Source organism: Streptomyces peucetius (assembly GCF_025854275.1).
In the GTDB taxonomy this organism is placed as follows: domain Bacteria; phylum Actinomycetota; class Actinomycetes; order Streptomycetales; family Streptomycetaceae; genus Streptomyces; species Streptomyces peucetius_A.
In genome coordinates this window covers 7,064,284-7,084,494 of sequence record NZ_CP107567.1, presented here as the reverse complement: position 1 = coordinate 7,084,494, position 20,211 = coordinate 7,064,284, and the positions used below count along the sequence as shown (strand labels likewise).

Annotated in this window: 10 protein-coding genes; 3 read left to right on the top strand and 7 right to left on the bottom strand. The window is 68.9% G+C overall.

The features are described 5' to 3' along the window. The first annotated feature begins 3 nt into the window (after positions 1 to 3). On the top strand, positions 4 to 336 hold the full coding sequence (locus OGH68_RS31940; RefSeq protein ID WP_264248855.1) for a hypothetical protein: 333 nt from the start codon (positions 4 to 6) through the stop codon (positions 334 to 336). Positions 337 to 624: 288 nt separating this feature from the next. On the opposite strand, the gene OGH68_RS31935 is transcribed toward OGH68_RS31940, so the two are convergent. Next, positions 625 to 1,080 carry a hypothetical protein gene (locus OGH68_RS31935; RefSeq protein WP_264248854.1) on the bottom strand — a complete coding sequence of 152 codons (456 nt, stop codon included), beginning with the start codon at positions 1,078 to 1,080 and terminating at the stop codon, positions 625 to 627. 14 nt (positions 1,081 to 1,094) lie between these two features. Next, positions 1,095 to 2,738, bottom strand: coding sequence for a restriction endonuclease fold toxin-2 domain-containing protein (locus OGH68_RS31930; RefSeq protein ID WP_264248852.1), 1,644 nt, complete (start codon positions 2,736 to 2,738; stop codon positions 1,095 to 1,097). A gap of 358 nt (positions 2,739 to 3,096) precedes the next feature. On the opposite strand from OGH68_RS31930, the gene OGH68_RS31925 reads away from it, so the two are divergent. Together OGH68_RS31925 and OGH68_RS31920 are read left to right on the top strand one after the other, a co-directional pair. Then, positions 3,097 to 3,969 (top strand): helix-turn-helix domain-containing protein, encoded by an 873-nt coding sequence (locus OGH68_RS31925; RefSeq protein ID WP_264250387.1) that lies wholly within the window; start codon positions 3,097 to 3,099, stop codon positions 3,967 to 3,969. After that, on the top strand, positions 3,966 to 4,172 hold the full coding sequence (locus OGH68_RS31920) for a DUF397 domain-containing protein (RefSeq protein ID WP_264248851.1): 207 nt from the start codon (positions 3,966 to 3,968) through the stop codon (positions 4,170 to 4,172). The genes OGH68_RS31925 and OGH68_RS31920 overlap by 4 nt, the downstream gene beginning before the upstream one ends. 158 nt (positions 4,173 to 4,330) lie before the next feature. Here OGH68_RS31920 and OGH68_RS31915 read toward each other — a convergent pair whose 3' ends face one another. The 5 genes from OGH68_RS31915 to OGH68_RS31895 all read right to left on the bottom strand — a co-directional run bounded on the left by OGH68_RS31915 (position 4,331) and on the right by OGH68_RS31895 (position 20,105). Continuing rightward, complete coding sequence (locus tag OGH68_RS31915; protein ID WP_264248849.1) at positions 4,331 to 5,065, bottom strand: DUF4352 domain-containing protein; 735 nt, start codon at positions 5,063 to 5,065, stop codon at positions 4,331 to 4,333. A gap of 231 nt (positions 5,066 to 5,296) precedes the next feature. Beyond that, the gene (locus tag OGH68_RS31910) at positions 5,297 to 6,550 is read right to left on the bottom strand and encodes a hypothetical protein (protein ID WP_264248847.1); all 1,254 of its coding nucleotides are present in this window, start codon (positions 6,548 to 6,550) and stop codon (positions 5,297 to 5,299) included. A gap of 72 nt (positions 6,551 to 6,622) precedes the next feature. Beyond that, positions 6,623 to 10,768 (bottom strand): Eco57I restriction-modification methylase domain-containing protein, encoded by a 4,146-nt coding sequence (locus tag OGH68_RS31905; RefSeq protein WP_264248846.1) that lies wholly within the window; start codon positions 10,766 to 10,768, stop codon positions 6,623 to 6,625. Next, positions 10,768 to 13,710, bottom strand: a complete 2,943-nt coding sequence (locus tag OGH68_RS31900; protein ID WP_264248845.1) for a helicase-related protein — start codon at positions 13,708 to 13,710, stop codon at positions 10,768 to 10,770. The genes OGH68_RS31905 and OGH68_RS31900 overlap by 1 nt, the downstream gene beginning before the upstream one ends. A gap of 32 nt (positions 13,711 to 13,742) precedes the next feature. Then, a complete protein-coding gene (locus tag OGH68_RS31895) occupies positions 13,743 to 20,105 on the bottom strand; it encodes a protein kinase domain-containing protein (RefSeq protein WP_264248844.1) in 6,363 nt (2,120 codons plus the stop codon). Positions 20,106 to 20,211: the final 106 nt, after the last annotated feature.

Sequence of the window (20,211 nt, the reverse complement as noted above, 5' to 3'; positions counted from 1 at the left end):
TTCATGGTGAACCAGGATGCATACCGCCGCGAGCTGGATTATTTGGCCCAGTACGCCGAGGACGACTGGCTGGGATTCTCTGTCATCAGCGGCTCCGTAGGCACCCTCCTCGGGCGCGGCGCGTCGTTCCAGGAGCAGCTGGCGTTGCTCCTACGGATCGTCGGCGACTTGTACGACGCAGGAGCACGAGCCGGCGATCTGACGGAGTCGACGAAGGACCCCTTTGCGCCCTGGCCAGGGGACAAAACTCAGGTTCTGGCGCGAATCACAGCAGATGTCGAGGAGCATTCCCGCCTGCCCGACTCCGGTGACATCTGCTGGTTCACGGTGCCGTGATGACGACCTGACCACGACAGGGGATCGCCCGGACAGGTGTGGAGGTCACTGCGGCCGACCTCGCGCCGACGGGGTGCGGGTGATCAGCAGAGCGAGGCCCGCGGCGGCGATGGTCAGCAGGCAGGACAAGGAGACCCGGCGCGGGCGTCGTCGTCCCACGGTCCCGAAAGCCGGGCGGTAAGCGCGGTCCGGCAGAACCACCCCGCGACGACGTGAAGACCCACCAGCGGCACACCGAGGACCCACGGCAGACATACCCGTATGTCCGGTTCGGTGCCCATTGTGTGTCTACAGTCCGTCCAAGGCTTCGATGTGCCTGCGCATCTCCGCCAGAATGCCGTCGCCATCGCCCTCTGCCGGCACAGGCCACGGCTCTTGTTCTCCGTTCGCCATCGCGAGACTGCTGGAGAAACGGACGAGGTGCGGCGCGGGTGCGAAGGAGTCGCGGAGCCACTGGGCGAAGACGGCGGCCTCGTCGGCGGTCACGTCGGTGAGCGTGATGTACGCGTAGTCCGGCGCTTCCATCGCCGCGGTGCCGTCGATCCACACGTCAGGTGCGAGTTCGATCTCGAAGTCGAGCACCTTGATGTGGTGGATGCCGGAGGTCCGGTATTCCACGGTGGGCTCGGGGAACGCCTGTCGCAGGGCCCGCTCGAGGGACAGGAGTGTGGACTGCCAGGCGTCCTTGGCCTCCGCAGGCGGGTAGAAGGCGAAGTTGGTGCGGATGTTTCGTTCGGTCGGCACTGTGTTCCTTCGTGTCACGGCACGTATCGCGTTGAACCGGGCGTACCCGTCATGGCCATCATGGACTGCCAGTAGGCTGCGTTGTCGCGGCCGTTGGTGACGATCTCCAAACCACGTATCTCGCTGTTCGCCGGGTTGGCCATGGCTTGCTTGTACCGGACGAGTTCCTTCTCGTCACCGGCGTACATGGAGTCCACGACAGGGTCCCAAGCGATCTTTCCCTTGTCGTTGACCCTCACTGGCTTGGTCAGCGTGTCTTCAACTCTGTCCAGGGACCTGAAACTCTTCTTTTTGCAGTCCGGGTCCCGTACGTGCTTCGCCTCGACGAGGTGGCCGTCGGCCGGACGTACGCCGTCCACCATCAGCCCACGCTTTCGGCCCGCCAGCGGGACCTCACGTTCGGGGTAGCCCGCGATGCGCAGCTGGTAGGCGTTGTCCGGGCTGTGCGGTCCGCCGCCGCCGGCCAGTCCGCCCGGTGTGAGCGAGTTCGCCCAGGCGCGGAACTGCTGCTGCTCCGAGGCGTTGAGCAGACGGCTGGTGCCCGGAGCGGGCGGTATCGGGTCGGCGAAGGGTATTGCCGGGTCAACGGGATTGACGGTGGGGAGCAGCGCGGGGGCGCTCCCTGTGAAGGCCGCCAGTCGGATCGGCACCGGTATGGGAAGGCGGATGGGAGGGGGCAAGAACGGCACGCTTGGAAGGCCGGGAGGGGTCGGGCCGTCGGGCTGCGGCAGCTTGACACGCTCGGCCGAGGAATCCAGCGCATGCGCCACGTTCCCCAGGTCCTGTATCCACGGGTCGCTGAGCACCGCGTCGCGCAGCCCTCCGTCGTACCCGTTCGCGCCGAACATCGGCTGGTCCCAAGGCATGTCGACGGTGAACAGGTCGTTCTGGTGGTGCTGGATCTTCTCCTTGGCCGCCTCGACGTGGTCCGCGTACCGGTCGCATGCCTTTGCCAGCTGAGAACAGGCGGCGACCAGATTGGTCACCAGCGGCTCGTCGACCTCCGCCTTCGCCGGAGGACAGGTGAGACCGACGAAGTGCTTCACGTAGGCGCGGAAGGCGTCGGCGGCCTCACCGGAGTGGGCCTTCCCGGCGGTGCCGGAATAGGTCTGCGCGTCTTCCAGGAAACGCTGCATCAGAGTGCCGGCCTGGCGCCAGGACCCGGCGACGTCCCGGATCTTCTCCTGCGAGCCCCGGAACCGGTCGCTCCTTCCCATGGGGGCGTACTGGTCGTGCCAGGCCGTCTCGCCGACCACCTCGGGGAGCTCGCGGCCGAGCCCCAGATAGTTCTCGGTGCAGTCGGCCCCCGGGTCGCCCATCCCTACGGTCAGGTCGACCTGCTTCCCCAGGAATTGGGACACCAGCTTGCTCTCCTGGGACATGAACTCGCGCGCGGTGCGCATGAGGCCGCGGCTCGTTTCCCCAAGGACATAGGAGCTGAATCCCATCTGATTCAAAGTGGCTGAGGCAGCGGACACGTACACCTTGGCGAACGCCCGCCCCGCGTCGTCGTCACCGGCCATGCCATGCTGCCGTGCGAGCTCGTGCCCGAGCGCGATGGCGGTGTCGCGGGCACCGCGCATGGACTCGATGAGTCCCATGGAGCCGCGGATCATTCCTTCGGCAATGAACTTCAGGTCAGGTGCGAGCCCGCTCACTGTGCTGCCTCCCCCGTTGCAGACGTGGTGATCAACTTAGTACGAGTGCGTTGGCACGTCTGCACGGGTATCGGCCGACTGTCCGACCGGTAGGAGGAGAACGCTGTTCCGTGTTGGCCCCTTCCTTCGAAAACGCTTCTCGGGGCGAAGCACGCCCGGCGGAGGCGCTGCCAACGGCACACGGTCTTGGAGCGGTGGGACTGGTTCGGGTGAATTGAAGGCTCGAGGGGCGGGAGGTGGGGACGGGCGTTCTAGCCTGGTGAGGGCCGCTGGTTTCGGTACGGAGAATGCCGTACGGGCGGGCGCCGCGGGTGGTGTGCGGACCGGGTGTCGGACGGACGGGGGTCGTGGAATGTCGATGTCGGACGCGGGAAACGGGCGGCGGCCCGAGCCACCGGAGGACGAGGACGGCGACGGCGCGTCGGACCTCTTCCGCGCGATCGGCCGGCAGGTGCGGCTGCTTCGGGAGCGGGCAGGGCTGACGCAACGGGAGTTGGGCGACCGGTTGGGGTACGGGGAGGACCTGATCTCCTCGCTGGAGCGGGGACGGCGTACGCCGCAACCGGAGTTCCTGGCTGCGGCGGACGATTTGCTGGGCGCGGGTGGGTTGCTGCGGGCGGCTACGGAGGACGTACAGCGGGCGAAGGCGCGGGCGAGGGTGAAGCATCCGGCGTGGTTTCGGGACTACGCCCAGTTGGAGAGCAAAGCTGTCGAGATCAGTTTCTTCAGCACCGTGACCGTGCCTGGCTTGCTACAAACCGAGGCATACGCACGGACAACTTTCCTCGTTCGGCAGCCGCTTCTTGACGAAGCGACGATTGAGCAACGAGTCGCTGCCCGGCTTGCGCGGCAGGAAATACTCACGCTCTGGCCCTCCCCTATGGTCAGCGCCGTCATCGACGAATCCGTGCTGCGCCGCATGACAGGAGGCGATGCTGTCCGGCGAGAGCAGCTGCGTCAGCTCCTCCGACTCGGCCGATTGCGCAGCACGACAGTCCAGGTGCTTCCGATGAGCTGCGAGGACCACGCTGCTCTGGAAGGTCCGTTCATCCTTCTCGCTCCGAAGGGCAAGCCGCCTGTGGCGTACGTTGAGGTTCAGAGCGTCAATCGGCTCATCACTGACCCCGAGGAAGTACGTATCCTGGCGGCGCGGTACGGCTGCGTCCGTGGCCAAGCACTCAGCCCTCACGAGTCCTTGGTCCTGATCGAGAAGATGCTGGGAGACTCATGAACGTCGAGCCGAACTCATACAGCGTTCCTGCACTCAAGTGGTTCAAGAGCAGCTACAGCGCGGGGGACGGGGGCGAGTGCGTTGAGGTCGCCGCTGCCGATGGCGCGGTGCTCGTACGCGATTCCAAGAACGTGGGCCTGCCCCATATTGCGGTGGGCCCTGCTGGTTGGGCTTGTTTCGTGCAGTTCACCGCCGCCCGATAGAACCGGCTCCGGACGGCCGCGGACCATGCAGCCGCCGAGCGGATGCTCGCCGTGCGTTACGGAGGCATCCGCAGCCAGGCTCTCCCTCCGCGGAGGTCAGTTGGTGAACCGCCCTCTGGTGATGAGCGATCGCGTCCAGGTGTCACGGCGGTGGGGCGTCAGTTTGCGGCAGTACCGGCGATCGTCACGACCGCCTGGTCTTCCTCAACCTGGCCCCGCGAGCCGGAGAACGCCCACTGGGCAGGGCGCGCGTCGGCGGGAAGCTTGTAGACGAAGAACGCGTCGCGCTTGAACCCAGGCTGTACCTCTTCACCGCATGCCTTGGCCTTGGCGTTCTCCTCGACCAGATACACGTCCTCGATGACGTCGAACGTCCGGCCCTTGGCGTCGATGAGACCCTGCGAGATCCCACCGCCGCATACGGGATCGAAGGACTTGGTGCCGTCGTTGTAGACGGTGGTCTCCACGATGACGTACTTTGCGCCCGCGCCGGCCTTGAGCGTCTTGGTCGTCTCGAAGTCGTCGATGGTCACTGTCGCGGACTCGCGGACCTTCTTGACGACCACGGTCGCGCCGCCGCTCTCCGCCTTCTCCCCCATGGCGTAGCTGTCAGCGGTGGGAGACGGACTGGGCTGCTCCTCCGGACCCTGCGCGGCATCGTCGGGGTACGTGCGCGTGTCCTGCCATACCGACGGGCTGGACGCGGGCGCGGAAGTCCCGCCTGGGTCGTCGCCGCCCACGATGGCGACGGTGACGCCGGAGGACACCCCGGCGACGAGCACCGTCCAAACGGCCGCCAGTACAGCGGCGCGGCTGGACGGTCGGACTCTGGCGGGCGCGGCGACAGTAGCGGCAGGGAGCGTGGGCTCATCGGCGGGCTTGGGCGGGATCATGGCAGAAGACTCCTGAGATGCGGGCCCGTCCGGGGGCGGGCTGGGCTGTTTCGGGGCTCATCGCAGTCGAGGGTGCTGGTGGGGCCTCAGTCCGCTGGCTCCAGCAGCGACCACTCACCGTCGGCGCATGGATCTCAGAGGAGGAGGCCGCTGACAAGGCCGGAGCAGCCCACGTGAGGCCCGGCTCGCGGCAGACCTCGAGGGCCCACCTGGCTCACGGTCTCCGCTCTCTCAGCCTTCCGCGACGCGTTCCTCCTCGTCCCCGCGTTGGCGGCGCGCTCGCTCGGCGATCCCGCTGGAGAGCTTGCCCGTCGCCGATCTGGCCCGGTCGAGGGTCTCGGTGCCGAGGCGCCAGGCGGCATCGACGTTCTCCGCGCCCTTCTCCAGCGCCTTGTCCCTCACTTCCACGGCCGCGTCCTTCCAGCGTCGCGCCTCCAGCGATTCCTGATCGCGCTCGATCCCGAGCCGCCCGTGGAAGTCGACGACGGCCACCTCGACGTGATTGCGCGCGTACACCACCTCCCGAGACGTGGTCGGGTGCAGCAGCACCTTCGCGTTGGCCGTGCCGGCGGCCGTGTGCATCCTGTCCACCAGACGCTCAGTGCTCTCTGCGATGAGATCCATCCGGTTCTTCCGGGCGGCCCGAAGCCCGAGGCGATGCGAGTCCAGCTCATCCGGATCCGTTTCCCGCACCCGGTCGAGTTCGAGCACGGCAAAGGCGTCCTGGAGATGGAAGCAGTGCGCCAGAACGGCGAGCCACTGCCGAGCCTTCGTCTCGATCTCCTTGGACGCCTTGGCGAGATCACCGATCTTGCTCTTGCGCTCCGTCTTCTCCGCGAGTGCGTCGAGCTGACGCAACGCGTACGCCTGGGTGTACGCGATCGTCGTCGGCGACTCCTGCACCTTCGACCACGTGACCTCGGAGACCCGGCCCACCTGCTCCCGGATGGTAATGGCATCCTTGATCACGAAGTCCACTGCGATCATCTGCGCCACTGCCTGGTCCTGCTGGGCGCGGATCACGTCGTCGACCTTCTCGTCGATCGTGGCGAGGTAGTCGGCGATCTCGTCCATGGCCTGCTGCATCGCCAGCTGTGCCATGACCGTCGCGATGTTGGCCAGCTGCGCCGGGTTGCCCCGGAGCGGTCCCGACCCCTTCGCGAACTCGACGAACCCCTTACTCTGGCCCTTGGGCCCCTTCAGCACGCCTGTTTCGAAACCTGTCTTGGCGCTCTTCCTCAGCCCGATCTTGTCGATCCGCTGCGCGGACTCCTTGCTCAGCTTCACCCAGCGCCCCGAGCCGGCGGCGATGTCGGAACCCGCCTGCACGAACCCGGCCGCGTCGCCGAGGACAGACCCGAACCGCCGCGTTCCGGAGCCCTTCGTCGGCAGTCCTTCCGAGACGAGGAAGCGTTCGACCGCCGCCGGGTCTCCGATGACCGCCAGGCCATCACCGTCTCTGAACAGCTGTATCTCGTCATCCATGGTCGAGTCCTTTCCGGTCGCGGCCCGGGCCGGGGCTCTCCCCCGAACCGGGCCGCGCAGGCGTGGTGGATGTCAGGCTGCCGGGTGGCGGGGGCCGTGGCCCGGGGGCGGAATGAGCGTGGAGGTGTAGTTCTCGCCGTCCACGAGGGGGTTGATCAGGCTGACGCCGGCCGCCGCCATGCGGTCGTACTCGGCGAGGACGAGGCGCTTGGTGCGGAACTCGCCGTACTTGCCGATCTCGTTGTTCTTCAGACCGCCGTTCTCGGTCTGGAAGGACTCCAGGATGTAGTCGGCGTCCTCGCGGGAAACTCCGTAGAGGTGGAAGAAGTACGCGTCGAGCTCGGCGCGGAGCTGAGCGCGGCGGTCTTCGTTCCAGGTGAAGGGCGCGTCGGTGTCGCCGAGGTCGAGGGCCAGAGGCTCCATCTCCCAGGCCGAGTAGACGAGTTCCAACACGCGCGGGGTAATGAAGGCAGTGTGGGGAGCTAGGTCGTCCGGATGCGGGACGGGAAGCTGTTTCCAGGTCATCAAGGCCATGTGGATGCCGCCGACCTTCTGGCGGGCCACGAAGTCGAAGACCAGCGAACTCTGGGCGGCGACCAGTGCCGTGGTCAGCTCGACGGAGCCGGCGGGGAACATCAGCGGGAAGGTGTGACCGACGCCCGCCTTCGGCAGGAAAGCCGGAATAGCGGTCCGTTCATCTGTTGTCCGAGCGACATCGCGCCAGCCAAGCAGCCACTCCCGCTCCCATTCAAGCGCCTCCAGGCGGAGGTTCACACCGGGGACGTCCACCTCTCTACGGTTGCGGTCCGTGCGGACGCGACGACTCTCCCGGATCCAGTAGCGAGGGAGCGCCACCCCATACGCATCCCTCTTATCCTCCAGCAGCACGGATTCGTAGTCGTCGTTTTCCAGTCCGTAGTAGCAGTTCCAGCGGTGGTCGAATAGATGAGCCATCTTGCCTTCATACAGGGGCAGCATCCGCTCTCCGTCCCTTGTGAAGACGTTCCCATCCAAAGTCCAGCCCTCCGCCTCCAGCGCGACTCGGCCACGGAACAGGTCGGAGTCGTCGGTCATGTCGAAGAGACGCCTAAAGGTAATACTCCAAGGATCGCCGCCCTCATCCCCCTCCTTCACCAGCACCGGAATCCGCCGCTGAATCGCAGCCGTCAGGTCCGCGTCCCTCCGGGTCCGGAAGACCGGCAGCGTCCCCGTATTCGGATTGATGAGCGCGATCTCCTCGGGCGACAGGGCAAAAACAGCGCCACCGTCGGCAAGCTCGTCCGGATGCCCCAGGAAGAATGCGAACTGCGCAGCCTCCTCTCTCATGCCGCGACCGGTCAGCGAGATCAGCGCGAACTGGTAGCTGGAGTGAACCGCCGGGAACAGCTTCTCCCGCTTGCCGTTCTCGAAGTCGTACAGGTGCTTCACCGCACCACGCCGCGTCAAGTCCTGGAACAGGAACTGCGCCCCCGCGCCTGTGGCGATCTGCGTGGGTACGACCGTCCCGCAGCGCCCGTCCGGAGCCGTCACGGACACGAACCGTTCCGTGAACAGCTGGTCCGTCTGGAGGGAATTGACGCCCTTGACGGACAGTCCCTTTCGCAGCTGCGGATACGCCCCCGACGACCCCAGGAACAGGAACGACGACTTCACCCGCCGCCGTGCAGCCGTGTACCGCTCGCCCTCCTCCGGGTTCTCCGCCGCCCACTTCGCGATGGCCGTGCGCCGAGCAGTCCCCGAAATCTCTGCCAGCGACGGCTCGACCACGCTGAAGTACTTCTTGTCCTCGAAGTCGACCTTGTCCCATGGCGGGTTCCCCAGCACACAGCTGAAGCCCCCCGCCCACCCTGTCACCGGGTCGACTTCCTCCGCCGCCGGGTCCTCCGGCACCTGGAAGACCTCCGGGAACTCCAGGTGCCAGTGGAAGAAGCGGTACTCCTGGCTCAGCCGGACGATCTCGCGGTGGGTCTCCTCCAGCGCGCCTGCACCCGAACCCTCCTCGTTCTGGAGCGACTTGAAGACGCCCTGCATGACTGCGGCCGGCGCCGCGTCCGTCTTCTTCCACATGAAGGCCGCGCACCAGGCGTCCGCAACGTGGAGCGCGTTGACGTACGCAGGGGACTCGACCCACGCGTGGTAGCGCGCCGCCAGCGCCCGAACCTGGCCCAGCTCGTCCGTGGGAGAGCTGTCCACGAGCGTGCGCAGCTCGGAGGCGAACTTCGCGTTCGTCACGCTCATCATCGCGTCGGCCTCGGCGTCGAAGGTGAAGACGCCCTTGTGCTGCTCCTTGTTCTCTCGCTGCCACCTGCGGGCGACCGCCGTGTCGTCGCCCTCCACGGCCTTGAACGCCTCGTCGGGGATGCCGCCGCGCAGGAGCGCCGGTGTCGCACCAATGAGTCCGTTGCCGAGCTTGACGTGTGCGTCGAGGAAGCCCAGGGCCTTGCCCGGCTCCAGAGCCTCCATCCACAGGGACACCTTGGCCAGCTCCACGGCCATCGGGTTGAGGTCGACTCCGTACACGCACCTCGCAACGACCTCGTGCAAGGCATGCCGCACGCTGTCCGGCGTCGGTTCCGGAGTGTTGTCCCGGACGGCAGCCACCCGCTTCGCGATGCGTCGCGCTGCCGCCACCAGGAAGTGGCCCGACCCGCATGCCGGGTCGCAGACGGTCAGGGACAGCAGCTCGTCGACCACCGTCTTGGCTGCTTCCGCGCCTGTCTGCCGCTTCTCGGTGGCGCGCTTCTCGCCGCGCTCCTGGGCCGTGTCGATCACCGGATCCAGCGTCGAGTCGAGCAGGACGTCGACGAGTGAGCTGGGGGTGTAGTACGAGCCGGTCTTTTTGCGCTCGTTGCCTGCTCGTACGACCAGCTCGAACGAGCGGTTGCGGGCACTGTACTTGGGGACAAGAGCGAGCAGCGACTCGTAGATGGCGCCCAGCTCTTCGGCGTCCAGGGTCTGGTAGTCCACCTTCCGCAGCCGGCCGGCCTCCGAGTCCCGTACGACGGAGAGGTGGCGCACGGCAGCGAGCAGGTGCTCGTTGGAGAGGCTCAGCCCGCGCAGAGGTGCGTCCGCATCCGTCACGTCGAAGAGGCCGCCAAGGCCCGGCAGGCCGAGCTCGGGGCGTCCCCCCTCGTGGCCGAGGGCGTCCAGGACCAGGGACAGGGCCTGGTACCGGTCGGAGTGGGAAGTGCCACGTCGGCGGCGCGAGTGTTCGCGCAGCCGGGAGGTGGAAAAGTACGCCGCGTACCGCTGCCGCGCCTCCAGTCCAGCGCCGTCCGGGTGCAAGGCGTTGCGGTCCTCGGCGACGAAGATGAAGAGGAGGCGGTAGACGAGGCGCAGCAGGGCGGCATGGTAGGCGTCGGCGTCGAGGCTCTCCCGCAGGGCCGTGTTGGCCGGGTGCTTCAGGAAGCCCGTCCCGAGCTCCTTGAGGGCCAGCCGCACGCCTTCGCTGATGTCGTCCAGGAAGCGTGCGCCGAGGCGGATCGCGGCGTCCCGCCACACCTCCAGCCAACAGTTCCACTGCGAGGGGGCGCCGTCCGGGGCACTGAACCGTGAGGCGTGCAAGAGCCGGTACAGGAGCACGAACTCGCTGAACAGTTCGCCGTCGAAGATCGCTTCCAAGTCGAACTCGACGTACGACGTGGTGGCCAGGGCGCTGGAGTCGCGCAGCAGGCGGAGCCGACGGCCGTTCGTCAGCAGGGCCCACAGGTGCGGGTCGGTTCGGTTCAGCGCTTCCTGGAGGAGCGACTGGGGTGCCGGGATACCGGGGCCGAGGCGCTTGTCCAGCGCAGCGTTCCAGGCGGTGATGTGCACGAGCGTGTAGTCACGGCGGTGGCTCACCGGGAAGGTCTTGCTGCCGTCCGAGGCCGCGATACCTTCCGCCCCGACCTGGCTGAGATGACCGAATCCCAGCGCCTCGAACAGGGGCTCCACCCAGTTGGCGCGGGCGTAGCCGGTGCTGTCCGGGCGTACCGACACCTCGGGCTCGGCGGGGAGCTTCTCGCGCAGCTCCCGCCACAGCGACTTGAGATGGTCCCAGTGGCGCTCGGCCTCGTCGCGAACCGACCGGGAGCCCGCGATGCGGTAGTCCGCGGGGGCGAGGCCCCCAAGGCCCTTGGACGCCTTGGCCTCGGAAATGCGGACCAGCATGTCGGCCGGCAGCAGCGCGCCGACGGTCTGGACGGCGGAGAAGACCTGGTTGCGGGTGGTGGCAGACATCAGGCGGCGGCCTCTCCGGACACGGCGGCGGGCATGTAGACGTAGGCGCCGAGGACGTCGGCGGGCTTCTGCGGTGTTACGGTCAGGCCGCGGACGATCTCGCCTGACGCGGCGCGTACCCGGCGGTGGGAGGCGTCCAGTTCAACGGCGAGCTCGTCGGCGTACGACTCCAAATGCTCGGTCACCACGTCGAGTTGGCCGAGAATACGGGTCATGGTGCGCTCACCGAAGTCCGCGGGCGTGTTATCGGACGCCGTCGCGTCCAGCAGCGCCACCGCCTCCTCCTGCGTCAGCCACTCCGCGTTCTTCGGCGCGCCCCGGAAGGCGAGGAGCCGGGCGTCCTCCGCGACGAGCTGCTTCTCGCCACTCCGCGACGGCAGCGTCAGGTGGAAGCGGTAGCGGACCAGCAGCAGCGTCGTACGGGTGTCGACCGCATCCGTCGTGATGACGCCGCAACGGCGGGCCGGGCGGACACCCTCCGCGTCCTTGTCCAGCGCGGCGTTCAGGACATGTCCCGCGAGCGCGCCGACCACCGGGTCCGTGCGCACCAGCGCGGCCTCGCCGCGCGCCACCGCCGGGTCGTGGCGGAACGGGATCGGGCGGTCCTTCTCCACGACCTCCGCGCCGACGACCGGGGCGAGCGCGTCGCGCAGGCCGGCGGGTGTGCCGCCCACCTCGGCGGTGAAGTCGGAGCCGGCGTCAAGCAATACGCCGCCGAGTGCGCCCAGGGACTCGCGTACGAAGGTCTCGATCTCGCCCGCGCTGCCCAGTGCCTCGCGCACCGAGGCGACCTCGCGGGCGACCTCCTGCGGGTGGATGGAACGCTGGGCGAACCGGGAGCGGGAGGCCTTCTCCCTCTCGGCGGCGGAGTTCCAGTCCTTCTCCAGGTCGCCGAAGCTCTGCTGGAAGGAGTCCGCACCGAACAGCGTCTGCTGTTCGCCCTCGCGGCCGCGCAGCAGCAGCCATTCCACGATCGCGTCGGTGACGCCGGTCGACATCTCGTCCGGTACGGACACGGAGATGCCGAGGTCCTTCTTGATCTGGCGGTGCTTTTTGATGAGCACTTCGAGGACCTTGCCGTCGATGCCGTTGTCGTCGCCGTACAGGGTGATGACGCGGACCTGGTCCTTCTTCTGCCCGTAGCGGTCGACGCGGCCCTCGCGCTGGTCGTGACGGGTCGGGTTCCAGGCCAGGTCGTAGTGGAGGACGGCGTCGAAGTGGTGCTGGAGGTTGACGCCTTCGGAGAGGCAGTCGGTGGCGATGAGCACGCGGCGTGCGGCTGCGTCCGGGCCGGCCTCGGCCGCCAGTTCCTCGATGCGCTCGATGCGCTGCTGCGGGGAGAGCGTGCCGGTGACGGCCTTGACGACGGTCTTCGCGCCGAGCGGGCCGCGCTTCTTCGTCTGCGGGTCGTTCGACAGCTGGTCGGCGAGGTATTCGGCGGTGGGGATGTAGCGGCAGAAGACGATGGGGTTGTGGCCGTCGGCGAGAAGCCCCTTGAGGTGCTTGATGAGCGCCTTCAGCTTCAGGTCGCCCTCCGGTCCCTCCAGCGCCTTCGCTCGGTCGGCGAGTTCGGCGAGGCGGCTGCCCGCGTTCTCGTCGGACTCCTCCGTCTCGGCACCGGGGGCGACGTCCATGCCTTCGAGTGCATCGTTGTCGGCGGAGTCGCTGGTCAGCGGGGCGCCGAGCCGGTCGGCCTCCTCGGCGGAGGCGGCAACCGCGGCGGCCGAACGGGTACGGAGGGTCTGGTACGCGGCGCGCGGCGAGGAGACGAGCGAGCGCAGCAGGGCGATCGCGGACCACCAGGCGATACGGGCCTCCCGCTTGCCCTGCTCCCCCGCTGCCTCGACGCGTTCGCTCGCGTAGGCGATGGCGTCGTCGAGCAGGGCCCGGTAGGCGGGGGCGAGCTTGTACGTCTCGTCCTTGAAGTACCGGTCGGAGGGAAAGGCGGTCTTCTCGGCAAGGCTGTCGTCGCTGAGGCCGTCCTCCTTGGTGAGGTACTGGCGTACGTCGGCCCGCTTGCGCGCCACGAAGTGCTGGGCGAGGAGCCTGCGGCCGGCCTCGCTGTCCAGGTCGACGCGTGCCAACTCGGGCTTGACCAGGCCCAGCAGGTTGCGGAACGCGGACTCCTTGCCGGAGTGCGGGGTGGCGGTCACCAGCAGCAGGTGGCGCTCGGTGTCGGCCGCGACGCGCTTGAGGAGTTCGTAGCGCAGCTGGTTCTGGGCGCCGGCGGCCGCGTCGTCGGCGGCCACGCAGGTGTGGGCCTCGTCCACGATGACGAGGTCGGGGCAGTGGCGGACGAAGTCGTCGCGGTGGCGGGTGGACTTGATGAAGTCCGTCGAGACGATGACGTGCGGGTACTTGTCGAAGAGGGACTGGCCGAGGTCCAGGCCGCGCTCCAGTCGGGAGACGGTGGAGGAGAGCACGAGTTCGGCGTCGATGCCGAACTTGCTGCGCAGCTCCCCCTGCCACTGCTCGGCCAGCGCGGGCGAACACAGCACGGCGAGGCCGGTGGCCTCGCCCTGGGCAAGGAGTTCGGAGGCGACGAGTCCCGCCTCGACGGTCTTGCCGATGCCGACGTCGTCGGAGATGAGCATGCGGACGGTCTGCTGGCGCAGCGCCATCAGCAGCGGGACGAGCTGGTAGGCGCGGGGTTCGACGGCGATGCCGGCGAGGGAGCGGAAGGGGCCGGCGCCGGAGCGGAAGCCGATGCGCAGGGCGGTGCGCAGCAGGCCGGCGGCTCGCTGGTCGCCGAGGTCGGAGGGTTCGGGGGCGGCGAACTCGGCGCCCCTGACGTCCTCGAAGGCGGGGAAGACGGCGGCGATGTCGTCGTCGGAGCCGCCGAGGGGCCGCAGGACGAGCATGTCGGATGCGCTCTCGGGGAGCACCACCCATTCGCGGCCGCGCGCCGTCACCAGGGAACCGGCGGAGTATGTGAGTGCCATGTCGGTGATCAAGTCCTTGTGGTGAGCAGGCGTCAGTGGGCGGCAGTGCCGAAGTAGCGGGGGTGCGCGGCGGCGATGGTGTCCCAGTCGGCGTCGTGCGGGAAGCGGACGACGTCCCAGCGGGCGTCGAGGAGGCGTTCCTCGGCGTCCTCGTCGCGCAGGGCGGTCGTCTCGGTGCCGGGGAGGTCGACGAAGACGGCGATGTTGAGGTTGCCGAGACGGTAGACGTAGTCGGCCTGGGCGTTGGCCTCGGTGATGAGGGTCTCGCCGTCGTCGGGAAGGTTGAGGCCCTTGGCCTTGAGCCAGGTGAGCAGGTTGTCTTGGGCGACGGCCTCGGTCACGGTCCCGCTCACCCCCTCGGCCACGGCGGCGCCCACCGCCGCCTCGGCGGCGGTCGGCGTGGCGCCGGCCTCCCCTAGCAGTCGCTGGAACTGCTCGGTGCGGGACTCGCCGCGCTTCTCGCGCTCCGCGGTCGCCGAGGCGAGGCGCAGCAGCAGGTCCTTGATGGAGTGCCGGTTGATGTGGGCGTGGTCGGACTGGTTGCCGTAGGTGAGCAGGCAGTCGTAGCAGCCGCGGGCGCAGGGCCGTTCGGATGCGGGCTGGGCGAGGTCGTTGCCGTCGGCGTCGAAGTGGCAGATCTCCAGTGCGCGCAGGGCCGCTTTGGCGAGGCCGCCCGGCTCTGCCTGGAGGCGGCGCAGCACGCCCGCTCCGCCTTCGGCGGCCTCCATGAAGAGGACGCGGTTGCGCGGTCCGTCGTCCGGCGGGAGGAGTTCGCTGCCGAGTTCGGAGTCCTCCAGCTCGTAGGCCGCTTCGATGCCGCGCTCCAGCGCGTACATCAGGGACAGGGCGACCGGCTCGTGCAGCGGCTCGTCGAGGGTGACGACGAGGATGTTGCGGCGGTCCTCGACGAAGGGGATGACGCGCTTCTTGCGGCGGCGTTCGTTGCCGTCGTCGTCGATGACGGGCAGTTCGCCGGAGTCGCCGGAGGCGTCGGCGGCGTCGCGGTCGTTCATCCAGCGCCCGTCGGCGAGGTCGAGCCAGTAGCCGGCCGGTTCGTCCTTCTTGGCGCGGACGCGTCCGTTGTTGGTGATGCGGACGGTGGCCGAGTCACCGTAGGCGACGACGGCGAGCTGCTCGCCGGACGCGTCGGTGACCTTGGCGTCCTGGCGGCCCTTGCGGGTGCCGTGGTCCTGGAAGCGGTAGGAGGTCTCCAGGCGGAACCCGGCGCGGCGGCGTTCCTCCTCGTCGGAGGAGATCCGCTCGCGGCGGGTGGTGTAGACGGTGTGCAGGTGCAGCAGGCCGTACGTGGCCGAGCCCAGCGGCTCGTCGCACATCTCGCAGCGGTCGGCGCGTTCCTTGGGGTCGTGGTGGTAGCCGCACTGGGCGCACCGGCGGGACTCGGTGGTGGCGAGGTCACCCGAGGCGTCCGGCGGGAGCTGAATGCGGGTCACCTGGTAGCGGGCGCCCTCGTGGTAGATGAGCGAGCCGGGGCCGAATTCGCGGATGGCGAGGAAGCGGGGGCGCTGGAGGTAGTCGCCGTCGCCGCGCCGTCGGCCGACGGTCGGGATGTAGGCGGCCAGCGGCAGGCGGGGGAAGGAGTACCCCGGCAGGAAGCCCTCGGAGGCGAGGTAGCGGTACGGGTTGAAGTCGGAGAGCACGGACTTGCTGTCGACGCTCTCGTTCATCAGCAGGTTGAGCTGTGTCTCGGCCTCGCGGCGGCGGGCGTTGGCACGCATCCGGTCGCCTTCGGTGAGGCTGTAGTCGAGGCGGCGCTTGTTCTGGATGTACTGGTCGTCCAGGGCGGACCGGAACAGGTCGCGCCAGCGGTCGAACGCGGCGTCGAAGCGGACGGGCACGGTGCGGACGCGGTCCTGGATCCAGTCGTCGTACCACCATGTCGTCTCCGCGAACTGCGGGATCAGCGGGGCGAGTACGCGCAGCGCTGCGTCGACGGTGCGGCGCTGGGCGTCGCCGTCGAGGGAGGCGTCGCGGATGTCGGGCTGGAGACCCAGGGCGGGCTGCGGCCGGTCACCGGTGTCCGGGTAGGAGACGTCCAGCACCTCGGGGATGGCGCGGCCCAGTTTGAGCCCGGCCTCCGCGATCCAGATGCCCTGGAGGTGGGAGAGGACCAGGTCCTCGTTGGCGAGGTCCAGGCGCGGCGGGGCGACGGCGCCGGCGACCATGCGTTCGGAGCGGCGGAAGTAGTACTGGTCGTGGCTGTTGCCGGTGGCGCAGTACGTGGTGACGAGGGCCGGCTGGCCGCTGCGGCCCGCTCGACCGGACCTTTGGGCGTAGTTGGCGGGCGTCGGCGGCACGTTGCGCATCATGACCGCGTTGAGGGAGGAGATGTCGACGCCGAGCTCCATCGTCGGCGAGCAGTACAGCAGCTTCAGTTCGGCGTCGCGGAAGGCGTCCTCGCGCTTCTGCCGCTCCTCCGGGGAGACCTGCGCGGTGTGCTCACGGGCGAACAGGCCGGCGAGTTCGTTCGCGGCGTCCTTGTAGAGCTGCTGGAAGAAGGTGTTGACGCGCGGGCCGTCGCCGCTCTGATAGGTGCGGGTCAGCGGGTCGTGGGCGCCGGTCTCACCCTTACCGGCGCGCCAGATGAGGGACTGTGCGGCCACCCGGTAGCCGGTCGGGGCGGGGCCGGTGGGGCGGCGGAAGCGGCCGGCGCGCTGCGGGGCCTCGGAGACCTCCTTGACCAGGCCGGCCTTGGTGAGGACCTTCAGCAGTTCCTCGATGACGAGCTGGAGGTCGTCCCGGTCGAGTTCGTCAAAGGCGGCGTCGGCGCGCTTCAGGTACTTGCCGAACTTGCCGCGGGCGGAGAGGAACACGCTGGAGCGGTCCAGTCCGGGGCGGGACGGGTGCGGGTAGACGGTGGCTACCTTCGGCTTGTCGGCGGCCGTCAGGATCCACGGGTCGATCAGGCGCTCCTCGCTGGCGCGCTGGAGGCTGTCGAAGTCGTCGCGGAAGTAGGCGACGTCGATGGCGAGACCGCGGCGCATCTCGTTGAGGAGCGTCTTCATGATCTCGGCGCGCAGGGCGGCGTCGGCGTCGCGCAGCGCGCGGTGGGTGTTCGCCCAGCGGTCCTGCTTCTGGGCGACCCAGGCCAGGTCCTCGTAGTCGATCTCCAGCAGGCCGGTCTGCTCCAGGTTGGGCATGGTGATGCGCCAGCCACGTTCGAGGTCGAGGTAGAGGCGGAAGGCGATCACGTCGCGCAGGGTGCGGGCGGCGTTGCGGGCGAGGGCCGGGGGCAGGTCGCTGTCGCCGGTGTAGTCGACCGGGTCGAGTGCGATCGAGTTGGCGACGGCGGAGGCGAGGTCCTCATGGTGCAGGCCGTCCTCGCCGGCGTCGAGTGCCGCCCGGTAGAGGGCGCCGCGCAGCTGGGTGATCTGGACGAAGTCGTTGAAATGGCCGGCCTGGAGGGATGCGTCCTGGCGGTTGTCGACGAAGGTGAGGAGCTTGCGCGCCTCCTTGTCGAGGGCTTCGGCCGGGACGGACTTGAGCGAGCGGACGACGGACGCGGAGATCAGGGACGTCGCGGAGGAGCGGCCCTCCTGGGAGAGGGTGGCCAGCTTGGCGAAGTCCTTGGCACGGGTCTGCTCGTAGGAGACGCCACAGTGCAGGCAGAACAGGAACGGGGAGGGGATGAACGCGGCATCCAGCTCGCCGCGGCCCTCGTAGCCGAGCGGATCGACGGTGACAGGGCGTGGGACGCGGTCGCGGTAGGACTTGCGGACGACCTCCTGCCCCTTGTCGTCGACCTCGAGCCACGACTCGGGCAGCCGGCGGTCGACGACGGCCTGCTGCGGGCTTGCGGGCCAGCGGCGGTCGGGGTCGATGTAGAGGTAGCCGTCGCCCTGACGGCCGCCGGTGGCGATGGTGTCGCGGCGGGCCTCGTAGCGGACGTCGCCGTTCTTCTCGTCGCGCCAGACCGTCAGATACTCCTGCCCGCACTCGCGGCAGAACGCGAGCGGCATCAGCAGCTTGCCGCCGCTGCCCGGCTGTTCGAGCTGGTAGGAGCGGGTGAGGTGGCGTGAGGTCTTGTCCTCGAGGGTGACGTAGACGGTGTCGCCCTTGGAGAGGAACTGGTGGAGGCGGAAGGCGAAAAGGGGGCGTTCGGTGACCGGGTTCTTGGCCTGTGAACCGGCTTCGAGAGTGGCGCGGATCGCGGCGATACAGGCGGCCTCGTCGACACCGGACTGCGCGGCGAGTTCCTTCGCGGCGTCCTCGATCTTCGCGGGCCGCTGGCGTACGAGGCGGCCGGTGGTCTCGTCGGTGGCGAGGCCGAAGCGGGTCTCGATCCAGCGGGCGAGCGGGTCGCGGACCAGGTCGGCGTAGGCGCGCGGGGCGGCGGGTGTGCGCAGGCGTTCGGCGGGCACGGTGTCCGGTGCCGGGTCGGTGGCGCGGACCAGGGTCTCGCCGATGACGTGCTCGGGGCGGACCTTGGTGCCGAAGAGGGTGGTGGCGACGTCGGCGACGACCTTCTTCTGGTCGTCCCAGGTGCCTTCGGTGGACATGGTGGCCGAGGTGCCGATGCACTGGAGGTCGGCGGCCTGGCAGGCCTCGCGGACACGGCGGACCAGCAGGGCGACGTCGGCGCCCTGGCGGCCGCGGTAGGTGTGGAGCTCGTCGAAGACGAGGAACTCCAGGCCGCGGGCCATCTTGATGAGGCTGGCCCGGTCCGCGGGGCGGGTCAGCATCAGTTCGAGCATCACGTAGTTGGTGAGCAGGATGTCCGGTGGGTTGTCGCGGATCTCCTTGCGGCGGGCGTCGTCCTCCTGGCCGGTGTAGCGGGCGAAGGTGACGGGCTCACGGCCGGCGCCGTAGCCGTCGCGGAGGTACTTCTCCAGCTCCTTGAGCTGGCTGTTGGCGAGGGCGTTCATCGGGTAGACAATGATCGCCCGCACGCGCTTGTTCGCGCTCGGTCCCTCGGCGTCGCGCTCGCACAGCACCTTGTCCACGATCGGAACGATGTACGAGAGCGACTTGCCGGAGCCGGTTCCGGTGGTCAGGACGTACGAGGCGCCGGAGTTGGCGGCGTCGATCGCTTCGCGCTGGTGCTGGTGGAGGGTGAGGGGGCGGCCGTCGCAGACAGTGCCGCCCTCGGTCTTCTTCGCCTGGAAGATCCGGGCGCACTCCTCGTGCAGGACCTTCTGGCCGGCGAGTTCGAGGACGGTGCCGCCACTTGCGAAGAACGGGTTGAGGGAGAGCCAGGGGTCGGGCCACTGGGACTTGGCGTTGAGGTCGTCGGCGACGAACTGCTTGACCGCCTCGTCGCGGATGACGGTGCCGCCCTCGGTGAAGGATCGGTAGTCCTTGATGAGGGTGCGATGGACGCCGAAGACGTCCATGCCGGGGGCGGGGGCGGGGCGATGCGGCTCGTCGTCGGGGGCGGGTTCCGTGGCGGCGGCGACGGGCTGCTGGGCGGCGGTCTTCTGCGCGGCGCGCAGGACCCGAAGGCCCTCGACGGGGTCGAAGGCACCCCAGGTGGGAATCTCGGAGCCGGCGCCATCGAAGGCGGCGAGCGGGAGCAGGGCGTCGCGCACGGCGGCGGCGTCGGCGGGGCGCTCGGCCGGGTCCTTGGCAAGGAGCCGGTCGACGAGGCGGACGAGCTCACGCGGGACGTCCTGACGGATCAGGCGCAGGGGGGTGGGGGCCGCGTTGACGTGTTTCTCGGCGAGGTCGTAGGCGGAGCCGTCCGTGAAGGGCGGGACGCCGGTGAGCATCTCGTAGAGCACGCAGCCCAGCGCGTAGAGGTCGGCGGCCTGAGTGACGAGGCCGGCCTTGAACTGCTCGGGGGCCATGTAGCGGGCGGTGCCGACGGCGACGCCGCTGCTGGTGAGGCGGGCGTCCTCGGGATCGTCGGCGATACGGCCCATCCCGAAGTCGAGGACCTTGACGGTACCGCCGCGGGTGAGCATCACGTTGCGCGGCTTGAGGTCACGGTGGATCACGCGGGCTGTGTGAGCGTGGGAGAGTCCGTCGGCGATCTGGGCGCCGATGGCTGCGGCCCAGGCGATCGGGAGCTGCGACTCCTCGTCGACCAGGTCGCCGAGAGTGTCGCCGTCGAGGAGCTCCATGGCGAGGTAGGGCAGGCCGCCCTTGGCGGTGTCGTAGTTCGCGTCCACGCCGCCGTCGATGATGCGGGTGATGTTGGGGTGCATCAGGCGGCGCATGATCCGCACCTCGCGGGCGAACCGGTCGACGGCCTTGGCGTCGGCGCGGGTGTCGACGACGGCGCCGGAGCGGTGGCGGAGGATCAGCTTGACGGCGACCAGGCGGTCGGGCGTTCCCTCCCCGGCCTGCAGGTCTTCGGCTCGGTGGACCTCCCCCATGTTCCCGGTGCCAACCGGTCCGCGAAGCCGGAATCGTCCCGCGACCGTCTCCAGGTCCATGGCCACTCCCTCGTGCGCGCTCCCTGTGTGCCCCCTTGATCCAGGGCGCACGCCTCCCCTTGGCGATTGCCGGCACCCCATCGTCACCGATGGACCGATCCGGCCG

Excerpts from the sequence above, each read along its gene's own strand:
- OGH68_RS31940 (WP_264248855.1), top strand. The coding sequence starts at position 4 with ATGGTGAACCAGGATGCATACCGCCGCGAGCTGGATTATTTGGCCCAG.
- OGH68_RS31925 (WP_264250387.1), top strand. The coding sequence starts at position 3,097 with ATGTCGGACGCGGGAAACGGGCGGCGGCCCGAGCCACCGGAGGACGAG.
- OGH68_RS31920 (WP_264248851.1), top strand. The coding sequence starts at position 3,966 with ATGAACGTCGAGCCGAACTCATACAGCGTTCCTGCACTCAAGTGGTTC.
- OGH68_RS31915 (WP_264248849.1), bottom strand. The coding sequence starts at position 5,065 with ATGATCCCGCCCAAGCCCGCCGATGAGCCCACGCTCCCTGCCGCTACT.
- OGH68_RS31910 (WP_264248847.1), bottom strand. The coding sequence starts at position 6,550 with ATGGATGACGAGATACAGCTGTTCAGAGACGGTGATGGCCTGGCGGTC.
- OGH68_RS31905 (WP_264248846.1), bottom strand. The coding sequence starts at position 10,768 with ATGTCTGCCACCACCCGCAACCAGGTCTTCTCCGCCGTCCAGACCGTC.
- OGH68_RS31900 (WP_264248845.1), bottom strand. The coding sequence starts at position 13,710 with ATGGCACTCACATACTCCGCCGGTTCCCTGGTGACGGCGCGCGGCCGC.
- OGH68_RS31895 (WP_264248844.1), bottom strand. The coding sequence starts at position 20,105 with ATGGACCTGGAGACGGTCGCGGGACGATTCCGGCTTCGCGGACCGGTT.